Below are 15,015 nucleotides of genomic sequence, written 5' to 3' on the forward strand. Positions count from 1 at the left end.
AGCCTCTATTGGCCTTTATTTAGACATATATCCTCCCCCTAAAAGACCATTCTCACCAGCAAGGGTGACTTGCATCACCTCTTTTGCCAGCTGATCTGCTGATCTTTGTTTATGAAATCGTTCAGCACAGTACTATGAAAAACAACCTCCTTCTCGTCGGAAGCACCATGCTCATTGGATTTTTATTGTCCGGCATCGTGCGGGTAGAAACAGCCACTGAAAAAACAACTTCCAGCTTTGAGGCTGCAGATGCGCTTCTTTGGGCGGAAGCCCGAAAAACCTTACGCGGCATCCATGAATGGGATTATCCAGAGGTGGATGAAAACCAGGCGGAACTGGGTCAACTTTTATACTTTGATACCCGGCTGAGCATTAATGGGGAGCAAAGCTGCAACACCTGCCACGATCTGGGACGCTATGGGGTGGATAAACTACCGACATCTCCAGGAGCACTACCCGGCACTCTTGGAGATAGAAACTCCCCTACCGTATTAAATGCAGTACTCCACGAAACGCAGTTTTGGGATGGTAGGGCTGTCGATCTTACGGAACAGGCGAAAGGCCCCATCTTAAATCCTGTAGAAATGGCGATCCCACACGAGGGAATCTTGTTAGAACGCTTAAAAGAAGTACCTGCCTATGTGGAGCGCTTCCGACAGGCATTTCCGGACGCTGAGGAGCCGATCACCTACCAGCATGTAGCAGAAGCCATAGCGGCTTTTGAATCTCAGCTTCTCACGCCTTCTCGTTTCGATGCCTTTATGGAAAAAGACTTTGCAGCGCTGAACGCGCAAGAAAAAAAGGGACTGAAGCTATTCCTTGATGCAGGCTGTCAGTCCTGCCATGACGGTGTAGCTCTCGGGGGACAGCAGTTTAGACGTTTCGGCGAAATGCAGGACTTCCAAAGCGTGGACAGCAGAATAAACGAGGACCCGGGAATATATGCGCTCAGTGGAAACCCTGGCGACCTCTTTAAATTTAAAGTACCCTCCTTACGGAATATTGCAGAAACCTACCCTTACTTCCATGATGGAAGCGTACATGCCTTGGAAGAAAGTGTACAAATTATGGGTATCACTCAGCTAAAAAGAAGCTTTAACGAGAAGGAACTGGCCGATTTAAGTGCTTTCCTGAAAAGTTTAACAGGAGAACTACCCCCAGCTTTGGCCGCAGCGCCAGCCCTTCCCTAAACACATTAAAGCAGCAACAGAAATCGACTGCATAGCAACTAAAAAGCCTCAGGGGTAACCCTCTGAGGCTTTTCGTCTAGTGTCAAAACTTATGGCACAAAAAAAGCCGACCGAAGCCAGCTTTTCCTATTCAAGTGGAGGATAACGGATTCGAACCGATGACCTCTACACTGCCAGTGTAGCGCTCTAGCCAACTGAGCTAATCCCCCTTGATTTTTAGTGTTGCAAAGGTAAACATTTTTTTTAATCGCCAAAAAATTTATCCTCCGAAATCATATTTGACACGGGCTAAAATACTCCTCCCCAGCGTCACCTCATCGGTGTATTCAAGCTCTCCTCCGATCGGAATACCTCGGGCCACCGTACTGATAGTCACCCCGAAAGGCTTTAAAAGTTTCATGAGATAAAAGGCGGTCGTATCGCCATCCATCGTGGAAGGCAGTGCAAAAATAATTTCTATTTCCTCTCCCGCAGCTTTTACTCGCTCCAGCAAGCTAGCCACTTGCAGTTCCTCAGGACCTACCCCATGCATAGGCGAAAGAATACCCCCGAGCACGTGATACGTACCCCGATACTGTCCTGTATTTTCGATCGCTATTACATCCTGAACCTCTGCTACCACACAAATGACCCTCTCCTGGCGCGAAGGTGAGGTACATACCATGCAGAGCGGTCCGTCCGATAGGTTGTGGCAACGCTCGCAGTAGCGCGTCTCCTTTTTCAGGCGGCTTAAAGCCCCCGTAAGTCCCTCCACCGTCTGCTCATTCTGCTTTAAAAGATGCAGCGCCAGACGCAAGGCCGTCTTCTTCCCGATACCCGGTAACTTGCTGATCTCTAAAACGGCTTGTTCGATAAGCTTAGAAGGGTAGTTCACACAAAAAACTTAAAGAATCGCGGCCTCTATTCCTGCATCTAAAATCGCCTGACACATCGGCTTCAACTGTGTACGCGTCCCCTTTTTCACGGCGCACTTGCCCTTATAATGGATAATCAAGGTGCACTGTTCCGCCTGCTCACGCGTATGCCGACAAACTTTCACCAGCACATTAATCACATGATCAAACGTGTTCACGTCATCATTAAAAACGACGAGCTCACTCTCCTCCGTGTCGACCAGCTCCTCCACCAGCAGTTCTGCCTCTTCATACTCCGGAAATATTTGTGCTTCTATTTTCATTTTGCAAATTTAATTATTATCCTCAACTTCGCCATCGATATCCACCGGAAAATAACTCCATGAATACCACCCATGTTCTCCTTATCATAACGGCGTACTTCCTGCTCTTGTTCCTCATCTCCCGATTAACTTCTCGTGGAGCCTCTGCGGACACCTTTTTTACCGGAGACCGTCAAAGCCCCTGGTTTTTAGTGGCTTTCGGGATGATCGGGGCCTCTCTTTCCGGTGTCACCTTCATCTCCGTACCCGGAGAGGTGGGCAGCTCTAACTTCCACTACTTTCAAGTGGTGCTGGGCTACACCCTCGGCTACCTGGTCATCGCGCGCGTCCTGCTGCCCCTTTACTACCGGCTGAATCTGGTCTCCATCTATAGCTATTTGGAGACACGCTTCGGCTTCTGGTCCTATAAAACAGGGGCCTTTTTCTTTATCCTTAGCCGCACCCTGGGCTCCTCCATTCGGGTTTTTCTCGTGGCCGGCGTCCTGCAGCTCATCCTCTTCGAACCCCTCGGCATCCCTTTTTGGGTCGCCGTCCTGCTCACCGTGGCCCTTATCTGGATCTACACCCACCGCGGAGGCATTAAAACCGTGGTCTGGACAGACACCCTTCAGACCTTTTTCATGCTGGCAGCCGTGGTCTCTGCACTGGTTTTGCTGGCGCAAAGTCTGGGAATTCAAGGCCCCCTCGAGCTCATCGAACGCGTAAGCAGCGACAGTCGCTCCCAAATTTTCGACTGGAACTGGCAGTCGGCAAATAATTTCTGGAAGCAATTCGCCTCCGGCATGTTTATCACCATCGTGATGACGGGCCTGGACCAAGACATGATGCAGAAAAACCTGACCTGTAAGTCTTTGGGCGAAGCCCAAAAGAACATGTTCTGGTTTACCCTAATCCTGGTGTTCGTGAATTTACTCTTCCTCTCGCTGGGCATTTTACTGTATCAGTACAGCACTCAGGAGGGAATCGCACTGCCTACACGGACGGATGACCTCTACCCTTTTCTGGCCACCAAGCACATGACGGCCTTCGCAGGAATCATCTTTATCTTAGGTATTACCGCCGCCGCCTACTCCAGCGCAGACTCCACACTGACGGCGCTGACCACCTCGTTTTGCTATGACTTTCTGGAGATCGAAAGACGATACCCCTTAGAAAAGCGAAGCCAAATCCGCAAATGGGTCCATCTAGCCTTTACGCTACTGCTGTTTCTCTGCATCATGGCCTTCCGCTGGCTAAACGATCAGAGCGTCATCACGGCTGTATTTAAAATCGCCGGCTACACCTATGGGCCCTTGCTCGGGCTCTATGCCTTCGGCCTATTCACCGGCTGGCAGGTGCAAGATAAAAAAGTCCCTCTGGCAGGCCTTTTAGCACCGACCCTCACCTTTATCATCACCCAAAATTCGGAAAGCTGGCTGTGGGGCTATCAGTTTGGCTTCGAAGCGCTCATCTTAAATGGAGCCATCATGTTTTTTCTCCTCTTGCTCTGGCGCAGCAAAGGACAAAACCCTCCTCAGCAGATTGCCCCAGCAGACCTATAAAGACAGCTCCAGGCTTGGATCCCAAAAGTAGCGCTGGAAGTCCTGCACTTGGTCCTCCACCACAGGAATGCCCTCAGCCTGCAGCCTCCGCGCCATCTCCTCTGGAGCCCCGAAGTGATGCTTACCTGTCAACAATCCAAGCCGATTAACAACCCGATGCGCCGGCACATCGGGCTGACTATGGGCAGCATTCATCGCATAGCCCACCATACGTGCCCCGCTTTTCATCCCGAGGTACTGCGCGATCGCACCGTAGGAGCTGACCCTGCCGCGAGGGATTAAACGCACCACCGCATAGACCAGATCGAAATAATTTTCTTTTTTAGTCATCTTTTTATGGTAATTTACGAATACCCTGGAAGCTTATGCCCGTATACCTGAAGAGAACTGTTTTTTCTTTAACAGCCGCATACTCCGGGAAATGGGCTAAAGCCTTCATTTTCTCATGTGGAGCCAACCGAATTTTATCTTGGTTTTCGCCGAGCCTCATGATCCGTAAGAGTTAAATATGCCGAAATCATGGGATGTACTCAAATATAATTTTAAATTAGTGGTTTAAATCGACATCAGTGTAATCATTAATATGGAGCGTAATATTATCGTAACCGGCGCAGCCGGAAATTTAGGTCAAGCAGTTGTGGAACAGTTTAAACGGGAAGGCTACTATGTCATCGCCGTCACGCAGCCGGGTGAAGAGCAAGAAATCGAAGATGCAGACGATATCTATGAGCTGGATGTCACCGATGAGGAGGCCGTAAAGGGCTTCGCCCAAGAGTATAAACTGCAATACGGACGCGTAGATGCGATCGCCCTGCTCGTGGGAGGTTTCGCCATGGGAGCCATCGAAGATGTAAATGTAAAAGAAGTGGATCAGATGATGAAGCTCAACTTCTACTCGGCATTTAACCTAGTGAAACACTTTTTACCCAGCCTAAAAGAAGCCAATCATGGCCAGTTCCTCTTCATTGGCGCACGCCCAGCGGTAGAAAACGAAGCCGGAAAGGACGTTGTGGCATACGCTTTGAGTAAAAAGCTAGTCATGACCCTAGCGGACTACGTCGCAGAAGAGTGTAAAGATACTAATGTGCGTTCCCACATCTTCGTGCCGAGCATCATCGACACCCCTCAAAACCGAGAGGCGATGCCAGATGCAGATTTCAGCACCTGGGTGAGCCCTGGAGAAATCGCCGAGGCGATGCACTATGCTGTGAACAACAGTGCGCTTAGGAACATGACCTTTAAGCTTTACGGAAGAGCCTAAAAATAGCTTCCGCTGATAGCTTCTGTAAAATAATTAATGTATCTAACTTATGAAAAAGTACATTTTCACGACGCTAGTTGCCTGTCTGGCACTTTCCCACCTCCTATTGGCGCAGACGCGCACGGAAGACCGTCCCCTTCGTAACTTTTCTAAAATTAAAGTGGCGAACAGCATCGAAGTGGAGCTGCGCAAAGGAGATACCCCTTCCGCCTCCATCACCGCCAATGGCATCGAGCTGGATAATATCATCACAGAGGTATCGAAAGAAACGTTAGAGGTAAAATTAGGCAGAGGAAATTTTAGGTCCAGCACCGTTAAAATGACCATCACCTACACCGAGCTGGATGAAGTGGCCGCCGCCACCAGTGCCTCGGTAGTCGTTAAGGATCTTCTGGATGCACGCCAAATTGTGCTTGCCTCTACCACCAGCGGGTATATCGAGGCAGAAGTCGCTACGGAAACGCTCTTTTTAGATGCTACCAGTAGTGGAAAAATTTTCGTTGAAGGCAGCACCGACCGCTTAAACCTTAAAGTGTTCACGAGCGCTGACATCGATGCAGAAAACCTGAAAACAAACCGCGCAGAAGTACAGGGAAATACCGCCGGAAAAGCGATCTTCGAAGTGGCTAACGAAATCACCGGCTCAGCGGCTACTGGAGCACGCATCCGCTATATCGGAAATCCTTCACGAATCGAAGTACGCACCGGCACCGGTGGAACGGTAGAAAAGAATGAGTAGAGCACTCCGCTATAGCCTGTGGCTCCTACTGGGTTTAGGGGTCATGGCCCCGCTTTTCGCACAGCAAGCCGACAAGCGGCAGGAAGATGCGGATAGGGCGGCCATCGAAGCCTTGCTTCAGGAGCTTTTCGCTGGGATGAAAGCAAAAGATGCGAAGCGTGTCGCTCCCCTCTTTCATGCGGAAGCAAACATGCAGACGGTGGCCTTAGACGAAGTAGGCGCGCCTTATTTGGGGCCTGGCGATGTGGCAGCCTTCTTAAAAAGAATAGCCGAAACTCCTGAGGGAACCGTCCTGGACGAGCAGCTGACCGACATACACATTCGCTTAGATGGGCCCTTAGCACATGCTTGGACACCCTATCGCTTTTATGTGAGTGGAAATTTCAGCCACTGCGGTGTAAACAGCTTTCAGCTCATAAAAGAAGCCGACCGCTGGCAGATTGTCCATGTGCTCGACACGCGAAGAGCTGAAAACTGCGATGAAATTAGAAAAAGATAAACCGCCGGTTGAAATGGGTAGCTACCTTATGGGGCTACCCATTCTTTTTTCCAGGTATTAGAAGCTTGTTCATAGCGAAAGTACGCCCGAAGATGCTCCAGCCCCTGCAGTTGAAGCAGCTCCATGGACTTTGGCCGGAAGGCCAAAAGGGTAAACCAGTCATGCTCCTTCTCCCAAGCATACGCCTGCTCGGGCTGCTGAATAATACGGCCAGGGGCCAAAGTGGGACTGTAGGCCTTTAGCGCCTCTCCCTGCACTCGCTGCCGATGCTCTTCCCACAGGGAACCCTGCTGAAGGATCTCAAAATGGCCCAGCACACGTACCTGCGCACGCTGACCGGGGTGATAGAAGAGCAGGGCAGCCTGGGGGTTTTGCTCCAACTGCCGCACTTTCGGGGTGCGCCCATCGGTATAAAACAGAAAACGCAGCTCCTGCGTGACCTGGCGCAGCACGATGTAACGGGCGTCAGGCTGCCCCTCATCCACAGTAGCCAGCATCACCAAACGAAAAGGGTGCCGGCGGTCCAGCACGGCGCGGTGCAACTCATGTTTAAGGTCTTTAAAGACGGTTTCTAGGTCCGTTCCCGGAGAAATGAGCATATTACTGTTCGATATCGTTCGCTTCAAAATAGGTGAGTTCGCCTTCGTCAAAGGCCACACGCAGCTCGATCGGGTTACAGCAGACTTCGCAGTCTTCGATGTAGACCTGCTCTTCTACGGAAGGGTCAAGCAGCATGGAAATTTCCGCCCAGCAGTAGGGGCACTGAAAGTAATGTTCTTCCATCATAAAGAAATCCACCAATTAGAGGTGATTACTCAACTACCGATGTAAAGAAAAGTTCGTAAAAAAAGCGGCCCGAAGACCGCTTACTACACCACACACACACCCTTTTTTATACGGCAGGGACTTCATGTACCTGCTTGAAATACACCTGCTGCTCGGCATCTAAATCCGCCAGCACGGCACTATCCTCTCGGATATAGCCCGCTAGAAGCTGCTTGGAGAGCTCATTCAGCACCAGACGCTGGAAGGTACGCTTCAGGGGTCGTGCACCGAATTTCGGATCAAAGCCCACCTGCCCGATGAAGTTCAGCAGTTCCGGCGTAGCTTCGATTTCGATATGTCGTTCTGCCAGACGGCGCTGGATTTCCTTCCACTGAATATCCACGATTTTTCGGGTGATCTTTGCCGAAAGGGGCTCGAAAAGGACGAGCTCGTCTATTCGGTTTAAGAACTCTGGCCGGAGGCTTTGTTTCATCAATTCGAAAACGGCTTCTTTCGTACTTTCCAGTACCTCCTCGCGGTTCCACTCCTCCATACTACTGAAGCGCTCCTGAATCAGGCTTGCCCCCATATTCGTGGTCATGATGATGATGGTATTCTTAAAGTTGGCCAGGCGCCCCTTATTATCTGTCAGACGCCCATCATCTAAAACCTGAAGGAGAATGTTAAAGACATCGGGATGTGCTTTTTCGATTTCATCCAGTAAGATCACCGCATAGGGCTTGCGCCGAACCGCTTCTGTAAGCTGGCCACCCTCTTCGTAGCCCACATATCCCGGAGGTGCTCCCACGAGACGAGATACCGCGTGCCGCTCCTGATACTCTGACATATCGATGCGTACCATGGCCTGCTCATCGTTAAATAAGTATTCCGCGAGCGCTTTCGCCAGCTCCGTTTTTCCTACCCCTGTGCTGCCCATAAAGATAAAGGAGCCGATCGGGCGCTTAGGATCTTGGAGGCCGGCACGACTTCTGCGAACAGCATCGGATAGGGCTACTATCGCTTCCTGCTGGCCAGCTACACGTTTAGACAATTCTTTTTCCAGGTGGAGGAGTTTTTCACGTTCGCCCTGCAGCATTTTGGCAAGCGGAATACCGGTCCACTTGGCCACCACCGCGGCGATATCTTCTGCATCTACCTCCTCTTTCAGCAGTGCGCTGCTCTCCTGCATGCTGCGAAGCGTTTCCTTGTGGCGCTCCAGCTCTTTTTCTGCTTCCGCGATTTTTCCGTAGCGGATCTCGGCCACTTTACCGAAGTCTCCGGCTCGCTCGGCCTGCTCAGCTTCCTGTTTCAGTCGGTCGATGCGTTCTTTCTGCTCCCGAATGCCGGTAATCACACCTTTCTCGGACTCCCAGCGTGCCTTCACCTCCTGCCGTTTCTCCTCTAAGGTGGCGATATCTTTTGACAGCACCGCCTCCTTATCCTTATGCTGCTCACGGCGAATGGCTTCGCGCTCGATTTCCAGCTGCATGATGCGGCGATTCAGTTCATCGAGCTCCTGTGGCAAGGAGTCCATTTCCATGCGCAGCTTGGCGGCAGCCTCATCCATCAGGTCGATGGCTTTATCCGGCAAAAATCGATCGGAAATATAGCGCTGAGAAAGCTCCACTGCCGCGATCACCGCATCGTCTTTGACGCGCACACCATGATGCAGCTCATACTTATCTTTTATACCCCGCAAAATGGAGATCGCATCTGCTGCGTCCGGCTCATCGACCATAACAGCCTGAAAACGTCGCTCAAGCGCTTTATCCTTCTCGATATACTTTTGATACTCTTTCAGCGTGGTAGCACCGATAGCATGCAGCTCGCCGCGCGCCAGGGCTGGTTTAAGCAAGTTAGCCGCATCCATGGCTCCCTCACCACCGCCACCAGCACCGATCAGCGTATGGATTTCATCGATAAAGAGAATCAGCTCCCCATCTGAGTCGCTGACCTCTTTGATTACGGCCTTCAGGCGCTCCTCGAACTCCCCTTTGTACTTAGCGCCAGCCACAAGCAGCCCCATATCCAGCGATACCAGGGTTTTCGATTTCAAATTCTCCGGCACATCACCGCTTACAATGCGCTGTGCTAGTCCCTCGACGATCGCGGTTTTCCCTACGCCCGGCTCCCCGAGAAGGATGGGGTTGTTTTTCGTTCTTCGCGCTAAAATTTGGAGCACCCGACGAATCTCTTCATCTCTTCCGATGACTGGATCGATCTTGCCCTTTTTAGCCAGCTCATTCAGGTTTTTCGCATATTTTTCCAGCGACCTGTAATTTCCCTCTGCATGTTGATTCGTCACTTTATTTCCTTTTCTTAGTTGTTCTATTCCCTTTAAAAGCCCTTCGGTTTTAAGCCCGAGAGCGCGCAGCTTTTGGCCTACGGCCTCTTTTCCCTGAACCAAGCCTAAAAAGACATGTTCCAGCGCCAGATACGCATCACCCAGCTGCTGCTGAAAGCGCTTCGCCTCCTGCAAAACAGCTGACAGCGACTGCCCCATGTAGGGCTGATCTACGCCAGAAACCTTTGGATAACTGGCCATTAGCGCCTCCGCCTCTTTTTCCACTAAGCCTTTCTGGAGGCCTGCATGCTGGAGCAGAAAGCCCATCACCGCACTTTCATCCTGCAAAAGTGCGCGGAGCATATGCCCACTTTCGATCCCTTGGTGACCAGATTGCTGTGCGATTTCTGCCGCACGCTGTAAGGCCTCCTGTACACTTACGGTGAATTGTTTATAGTCCATGATTCCTCTGTTAAATGGTGTGATGTATTTTTCCTTTAGCAAAAGCTTTTCCAAATGCTTTCTACATCATAATCAAGCCATTATGTCCGAAAAACAACTGCTTTCATGTCGGAAATAGCCATTTTGACAGTAATGCGTTTGGCGAACATGCCATTGGCAGCGTAACACGTACGTGACGCTACAGCGCCTCTTTGGCCCACGGCCAAAAAAAAGACCCCGAAGGGTCCTCTTAAAAGCGTGAAAAAAGGGAGCAACTTAGTAGCGCAATTTTTCTACTGCTCTACGCTGCTCTACGATATCATTATTGAGATTGACTAGGTCAAGCTCCAGCTTTTTAAGATCCACTTCCATTTTCAGGAGCTGTGCTTCACTCGCCTTTCCTCGGCGTTTCGCTTTGTCGTATTTAGCCTGCTGGCGGGCACGTTTAGCATCTGTTTTAGAGGCCTTTTGCTCTAGTTTGGCCAGTTTCTTTTCGGCTTTTTCTAGGTTGCGCGCCTGCTTTTCCATTTTTTTCACGTCAGCAAGCTCTTTTTTAGCTGCTTTTTTTTCTGCTTTCGCCGCCTGCTTTTCAGCTTTTATCGCCTCTTGTTCCTTTTTGGCTTCCTCCTTTGTACTTTGGGCCCAAGTCAAATCGGCTTGCAAGAAAAAGATTCCTAGCGCAATGAAGTAAAATAACTTTTTCATGATTTTTGTATTTTCTACAAGAAATATAGTCAAATATAATGCCGCAGTCAAAAAATAGGCTTACAAAAGTTTAAAACACTACTTTTTAATAGCATACTTTACCCTATCAGATACGGAGGAACGGCAGCAGACCGTTTAGGAAAGGCAGAAATTATCATTTTTTTTTCTACATTAGTCGGTATATACCCTATATGAACCTCGAACTCAACATATTTTCTCTTATCATCTTTTTTCTGGCGGTGTTGAGTTTCGGCCTAGGGCTTAGTATCTGGCGGAAACCTGCTCAGGACAGCAAGCATTATCTCTTAGCTTTGATAGCGCTCTGCTTTTTTTATGCCTTGCTGTACGGCTTAGAGTTGATGGCCACCGGGCTAGAGGCTACGGTATTCTTTTTTAAATTGGAGTATATTCCTGGGGCCTTTTTGCCCATTTACCTCTTGGCATTTGCTTTGAGTTATACGGATAAACCGGTCCCTAAAAGTCTCTTTTACGGCTACCACCTCGCGGGGCTCTTATTTATTGGCGCATTATTCACAAATGAGCAGCATCAGTGGTTTTACTTGAGCTTTAGCCTAGATACACAGGGGGAAATCCCCCTCATCGGTTTCGAGCCTGGCCCTCTTTATTTTGTATACGCCATGTTCGGATTAGTACCTGTTCTGGTGGCGAACATTCTTTTCTTTCAGCATCTCCGAGAGGTACCGAATAGCTTCAAGCCCCAGCTGCGTATTTTGCTGGCCGGAAGTTTTGTGCCTTGGCTGGCACATCTGCTAGATCTCTTCGAGCTTGCACCCCATGGTATCGACGCTATTCCGTTTAGCTTACTTTTTAGTGTGCTTCTTTTTTACTGGGGCTTCAATCGCTTCCATGTCTTGGAGGTCATGCCGATCGCCTACAAAACGGTTTTCGAAGCCACGGAAGAAGGGCTCATGCTTCTAGACCAGAATAAGAAGCTCATCGCGGCTAACCCAGCGGTTCGAGGCCTCCTGGGAATAGAAAGCACAGATTTAAAATCTGCCGAAAATGCGCTCATCTCTTTGTACCCTGAGCTGCATAAACAATTAGAGACGCAGGAGAACCACTTCATTACCCTCGATCCTGTCCGTAGCCGTCATTTAAAGCTGACTATCGGTAACATCCTCCGCTTAGATGGTAAGATGGTCTATGTGGCCACCTTAAAGGATGTCACTAAGGAGCAGCTCTCCGAGGCACTGGTGGCGGCGAATGGGCGTATGCTTGAGGAGGCCAACCAAACCCTGCGTAAAAATGAAAATATGCTGCAAGCGATCGCTAAGGCCACCAAGCAGCTCCTTTCCAATGTGGATTTCAAGGAGGCCGTACGAGAGGCCATCGTGACCGTCGGCAAAGCCTCGACAGCAGACCGCGCCTACCTTTTCCAAAACGCTACCGCGCAAAATGGAGAAGTGCTTAGTTCGCAGCTTTTCGAATGGACACAGGCAGGCGTGGAGCCGGAATTAAACAATCCCGACCTACAAAATATCCCCATGTCGCTCTATGGAGAAGCGGTAGACTACTTGAACCGAAACGAGCCCTTTTACTGTGTGGTAGACGAACTGGAAAAAGGAGGAGCCCTGCAGGACCTTCTGCTCGCCCAAGACATCAAAAGCATCATCATCATCCCGATTTTTTTGGGACAAAAATTCTGGGGCTATGCTGGTTTCGACGACTGCACGCGTGCCCGTAAATGGTCCGAGGCAGAGAAGGCGCTGCTCATGAGTTTTGCAGACAGCATCGCTAATGCCCTCGCACGAAAAAACCTGGAAATTAGCCTTACCGAAAGTATGCTTCGCGCAAAAGAGGCCAGCCAGGCCAAATCTGAATTCCTCGCCAATATGAGTCATGAAATCCGTACCCCACTAAATGGAATCATCGGATTTTCGGACTTACTCCAACACACAAGCCTGGATAGCGAACAAAAAACCTATACAGAGGCCATCATCCAGTCTGGGGAACTCCTGCTGGGCATCATTAATGACGTCTTGGACTTCTCTAAAATCGAAGCAGGAAAGGTGGAGCTCGACCTAAAGGCCACTGCTCCAGAAGCCCTTCTAAGGGAAACGTTACAGGTCGTACAGCCGCTAGCACAAAAAAAAGGGCTACACATCAAAATCGACACCGATCATTCCGGCTGCGCACCTGAGGCAGAATACCTCCTAGACGAAACACGTATCCGACAGGTGCTCCTGAACCTGCTCAGTAACGCAATTAAATTCACAGAGCAGGGGAAGGTTACCTTGCAGCTGCGCTGCAAAAACAGCGGCAAAAAGACATTCCTGCAATTCGCTGTTATCGATACGGGTATCGGTATTCACGCTGACAATCAAAAACGTATCTTCGAAGCCTTTTCTCAGGAGGACAATACCACGACCCGGAAATTTGGAGGTACGGGACTAGGGCTAACCATTAGCAATAAATTGCTTTTCCTCATGGGGGGTAAATTGAAACTACACTCCATACCGGGTGAAGGCAGCACCTTTTATTTCGACTTAGAAGTCCAGCCTATTCAAACCAAAACGGAAAAGAAACTTCCATCGAATCAATTATTGACGCCGCATGTCATGCAAGAACCAGAAAAAACCCTTACTATTTTGCTCGCAGATGATAATCCGATGAATATTCTCCTGACGAAGACACTACTCCGAAAAGACTACCCACAGGCCCAAGTCATCGAGGTGGAAGACGGCATAGAGCTCGTGGAAAAATTTCCAGATGTTCATCCCGATCTGGTGTTTATCGATGTCCACATGCCACGTATGAGTGGGCTGGAAGCTGTAAAAATTCTGCGTAATTTTCCAGGCGGACAGGTGCCCATGATTGCACTTACCGCATCCGCGCTAGAAGGAGATCGGGAGGAGTGCCTAGAAGCCGGCATGGACGATTACCTCAGTAAGCCTTTTCGCATCGAAGAACTTCGCGCCATCATAAAAAAACACCTGAAGGTTTAAGCCCCTCAGGTGTCGAGCCTGTCCTACTAAGCATAGAAAAAGCCTTTTAAACTCAGCCTGCTGCTGCCGCGATCGCTTCCCAAACACGGAAGAAGTTGCCCGAGCATATTTTTTCGATATCCTCTTCGCTGTACCCTCGTTTCAGGAGCTCTGCTAAAATATTCGGATACATGGAAGCATCCTTTAAGCCCTCCGGCAGCGTATCGCCTACGCCATCGAAATCCGAGCCCAAACCCACATAATCGATGCCCACCAGGGCCACCACGTGATCGATATGATCGACGACCTTCGTCACCGAAACACTTGGCTTATTTTCTGCCATATACGACTGGATGTAGGCCTGCGCCGCTTCATCGCGCATGGAAAGGTTATTTTCCTTTAGCCAGTCTTGAATATGGGCACGGTTCGCACTGTTCTGCTTGGAATAATTTTCGTCTAAAAAGCTGCCGCCAAAGGTAATCATGACCATCCCCTCCTTTTCAGCTATTTTTTTTATGATCTCATCCGATACATTGCGCTCGAAGCCGGGCGTAAAATGCCGAGCGCTGCTGTGCGTCGCCACGATCGGTGCCCGGCTCAGCTCCGCCACATCGAAAAACGTCTTGTCCGTGATATGAGAAACATCGATAATCATCCCGAGACGGTTCATCTCGCGCACGACCTCTTTGCCGAAATCACTCAGACCACCGTGCGTCTCGCTATCGTCATAAGAAGAGTCGCCCACCAGATTATCCTTTCCGTGCGTGAGGGTCATGTAGCGCACCCCCTTATCGAAAAAGTATTCCACCAGCGACAGGTCATCCTCGATGGCCGCAGCATTTTCGATTCCCAAAGGTAAAGAGAGCAGGCCTTTTTCGTGATTTTTCCGTATATCCGCCACCGAAGTGGCCCGCGCCAACTTATCCGGCCAGGTATCCACCAGCCGGTCCATCATCATGATGAGCGTATCGGCCAGGTCCTTTGCCCCGCCCCGCTCCTGGTAGGCGGCAGGGATGTAAATGGCCATAAACGGAGCATCCAGCCCCCCTTCTCGTGCACGCACATAATCGATGTTTCCAGACTCCTGGCGTTCGATAAAGTTATACACCTCGCCCCGCATCGTGTTTCCTAAATTATACATGCGGAAAGGCAGGTCCATATGCCCATCCACGATAATGAGTCGCTGCGATAAAGCGCTGGCGGCCGCCAATAGCTCCGCTTCATCCAGGGTGCTGTAGTCGATGGCTTCCTCCTGCAAAGGGCCTCCACCGCAGGACCAAAGCATGCCGCTCAGCAGCAGCCCGACAAGTGTTTTTTTCATCATATAGCTGTGTTTTTTCTCCAAGATACGCGACGCAGGCCTAGCTCCACAGGAGCTATTGACAGGCGGCCAAATGCTTACATAAAATTTGGAAACTAGGGGTAGCCCCCCTCCAAGATTGCCGACGCCTTTCCTCACCTAAAATAA

At 50.0% G+C, this 15,015-nt stretch carries 14 protein-coding genes and 1 tRNA gene; 6 read left to right on the plus strand and 9 right to left on the minus strand.

Annotated features, from left to right (window positions below; translation table 11 throughout):
• The first annotated feature begins 134 nt into the window (after positions 1–134).
• A complete protein-coding gene (locus ACXIT9_RS05625) occupies positions 135–1,190 on the plus strand; it encodes a cytochrome-c peroxidase (protein ID WP_458055248.1) in 1,056 nt (351 codons plus the stop codon).
• 135 nt (positions 1,191–1,325) lie between these two features.
• Here the strand turns inward: ACXIT9_RS05625 and ACXIT9_RS05630 are convergent.
• The 3 genes from ACXIT9_RS05630 to ACXIT9_RS05640 form a co-directional block, all read right to left on the minus strand.
• Positions 1,326–1,399 (minus strand) — tRNA-Ala (locus ACXIT9_RS05630).
• Positions 1,400–1,449: 50 nt separating this feature from the next.
• Entirely contained in the window at positions 1,450–2,064 is a 615-nt protein-coding gene (gene recR / locus ACXIT9_RS05635; RefSeq protein ID WP_458055249.1) for a recombination mediator RecR, read from the minus strand.
• Positions 2,065–2,073: 9 nt separating this feature from the next.
• Positions 2,074–2,367 (minus strand): ATP-dependent Clp protease adaptor ClpS, encoded by a 294-nt coding sequence (locus ACXIT9_RS05640; RefSeq protein WP_458055250.1) that lies wholly within the window; start codon positions 2,365–2,367, stop codon positions 2,074–2,076.
• Positions 2,368–2,426: 59 nt separating this feature from the next.
• Here ACXIT9_RS05640 and ACXIT9_RS05645 point away from each other — a divergent pair, with 59 nt between their 5' ends.
• Complete coding sequence (locus ACXIT9_RS05645) at positions 2,427–3,908, plus strand: sodium:solute symporter (protein ID WP_458055251.1); 1,482 nt, start codon at positions 2,427–2,429, stop codon at positions 3,906–3,908.
• On the opposite strand, the gene ACXIT9_RS05650 is transcribed toward ACXIT9_RS05645, so the two are convergent.
• On the minus strand, positions 3,903–4,238 hold the full coding sequence (locus ACXIT9_RS05650; protein WP_458055252.1) for an MGMT family protein: 336 nt from the start codon (positions 4,236–4,238) through the stop codon (positions 3,903–3,905). The two genes, ACXIT9_RS05645 and ACXIT9_RS05650, sit on opposite strands and share 6 nt — an antisense overlap.
• A gap of 253 nt (positions 4,239–4,491) precedes the next feature.
• Here ACXIT9_RS05650 and ACXIT9_RS05655 point away from each other — a divergent pair, with 253 nt between their 5' ends.
• From ACXIT9_RS05655 to ACXIT9_RS05665, 3 genes are read left to right on the plus strand one after another with little or no spacing between them, the layout of a single operon-like run.
• On the plus strand, positions 4,492–5,169 hold the full coding sequence (locus ACXIT9_RS05655) for an SDR family NAD(P)-dependent oxidoreductase (RefSeq protein ID WP_458055253.1): 678 nt from the start codon (positions 4,492–4,494) through the stop codon (positions 5,167–5,169).
• 49 nt (positions 5,170–5,218) lie between these two features.
• Positions 5,219–5,908 carry a head GIN domain-containing protein gene (locus ACXIT9_RS05660; RefSeq protein WP_458055254.1) on the plus strand — a complete coding sequence of 230 codons (690 nt, stop codon included), beginning with the start codon at positions 5,219–5,221 and terminating at the stop codon, positions 5,906–5,908.
• Complete coding sequence (locus tag ACXIT9_RS05665) at positions 5,901–6,407, plus strand: YybH family protein (protein ID WP_458055255.1); 507 nt, start codon at positions 5,901–5,903, stop codon at positions 6,405–6,407. Before ACXIT9_RS05660 ends, ACXIT9_RS05665 begins: the two co-directional genes overlap by 8 nt.
• 26 nt (positions 6,408–6,433) lie before the next feature.
• On the opposite strand, the gene ACXIT9_RS05670 is transcribed toward ACXIT9_RS05665, so the two are convergent.
• From ACXIT9_RS05670 to ACXIT9_RS05685, 4 genes are all read right to left on the minus strand, one after another.
• A complete protein-coding gene (locus tag ACXIT9_RS05670; protein ID WP_458055256.1) occupies positions 6,434–7,033 on the minus strand; it encodes a pyridoxamine 5'-phosphate oxidase family protein in 600 nt (199 codons plus the stop codon).
• On the minus strand, positions 7,008–7,193 hold the full coding sequence (locus ACXIT9_RS05675) for a CPXCG motif-containing cysteine-rich protein (protein WP_458055257.1): 186 nt from the start codon (positions 7,191–7,193) through the stop codon (positions 7,008–7,010). Before ACXIT9_RS05675 ends, ACXIT9_RS05670 begins: the two co-directional genes overlap by 26 nt.
• A gap of 106 nt (positions 7,194–7,299) precedes the next feature.
• Positions 7,300–9,918, minus strand: a complete 2,619-nt coding sequence (gene clpB / locus ACXIT9_RS05680; protein WP_458055258.1) for an ATP-dependent chaperone ClpB — start codon at positions 9,916–9,918, stop codon at positions 7,300–7,302.
• Between the two features lie 255 nt (positions 9,919–10,173).
• Positions 10,174–10,602: a hypothetical protein gene (locus tag ACXIT9_RS05685; RefSeq protein WP_458055259.1), complete on the minus strand. Its 429-nt coding sequence runs from the start codon at positions 10,600–10,602 to the stop codon at positions 10,174–10,176.
• Between the two features lie 191 nt (positions 10,603–10,793).
• On the opposite strand from ACXIT9_RS05685, the gene ACXIT9_RS05690 reads away from it, so the two are divergent.
• Complete coding sequence (locus ACXIT9_RS05690) at positions 10,794–13,568, plus strand: histidine kinase N-terminal 7TM domain-containing protein (RefSeq protein ID WP_458055260.1); 2,775 nt, start codon at positions 10,794–10,796, stop codon at positions 13,566–13,568.
• A gap of 52 nt (positions 13,569–13,620) precedes the next feature.
• On the opposite strand, the gene ACXIT9_RS05695 is transcribed toward ACXIT9_RS05690, so the two are convergent.
• Complete coding sequence (locus ACXIT9_RS05695; RefSeq protein WP_458055261.1) at positions 13,621–14,871, minus strand: dipeptidase; 1,251 nt, start codon at positions 14,869–14,871, stop codon at positions 13,621–13,623.
• Between the last annotated feature and the right edge of the window lie 144 nt (positions 14,872–15,015).

The organism is Nitritalea sp. (assembly GCF_054166705.1).

Coding starts and splice junctions, on each gene's coding strand:
- ACXIT9_RS05675 (WP_458055257.1), bottom strand. CDS start 7,193: ATGATGGAAGAACATTACTTTCAGTGCCCCTACTGCTGGGCGGAAATT.
- ACXIT9_RS05625 (WP_458055248.1), top strand. CDS start 135: ATGAAAAACAACCTCCTTCTCGTCGGAAGCACCATGCTCATTGGATTT.
- clpB (WP_458055258.1), bottom strand. CDS start 9,918: ATGGACTATAAACAATTCACCGTAAGTGTACAGGAGGCCTTACAGCGT.
- ACXIT9_RS05650 (WP_458055252.1), bottom strand. CDS start 4,238: ATGACTAAAAAAGAAAATTATTTCGATCTGGTCTATGCGGTGGTGCGT.
- ACXIT9_RS05660 (WP_458055254.1), top strand. CDS start 5,219: ATGAAAAAGTACATTTTCACGACGCTAGTTGCCTGTCTGGCACTTTCC.
- ACXIT9_RS05685 (WP_458055259.1), bottom strand. CDS start 10,602: ATGAAAAAGTTATTTTACTTCATTGCGCTAGGAATCTTTTTCTTGCAA.
- ACXIT9_RS05665 (WP_458055255.1), top strand. CDS start 5,901: ATGAGTAGAGCACTCCGCTATAGCCTGTGGCTCCTACTGGGTTTAGGG.
- ACXIT9_RS05695 (WP_458055261.1), bottom strand. CDS start 14,871: ATGATGAAAAAAACACTTGTCGGGCTGCTGCTGAGCGGCATGCTTTGG.
- ACXIT9_RS05640 (WP_458055250.1), bottom strand. CDS start 2,367: ATGAAAATAGAAGCACAAATATTTCCGGAGTATGAAGAGGCAGAACTG.
- ACXIT9_RS05690 (WP_458055260.1), top strand. CDS start 10,794: ATGAACCTCGAACTCAACATATTTTCTCTTATCATCTTTTTTCTGGCG.
- ACXIT9_RS05645 (WP_458055251.1), top strand. CDS start 2,427: ATGAATACCACCCATGTTCTCCTTATCATAACGGCGTACTTCCTGCTC.
- ACXIT9_RS05655 (WP_458055253.1), top strand. CDS start 4,492: ATGGAGCGTAATATTATCGTAACCGGCGCAGCCGGAAATTTAGGTCAA.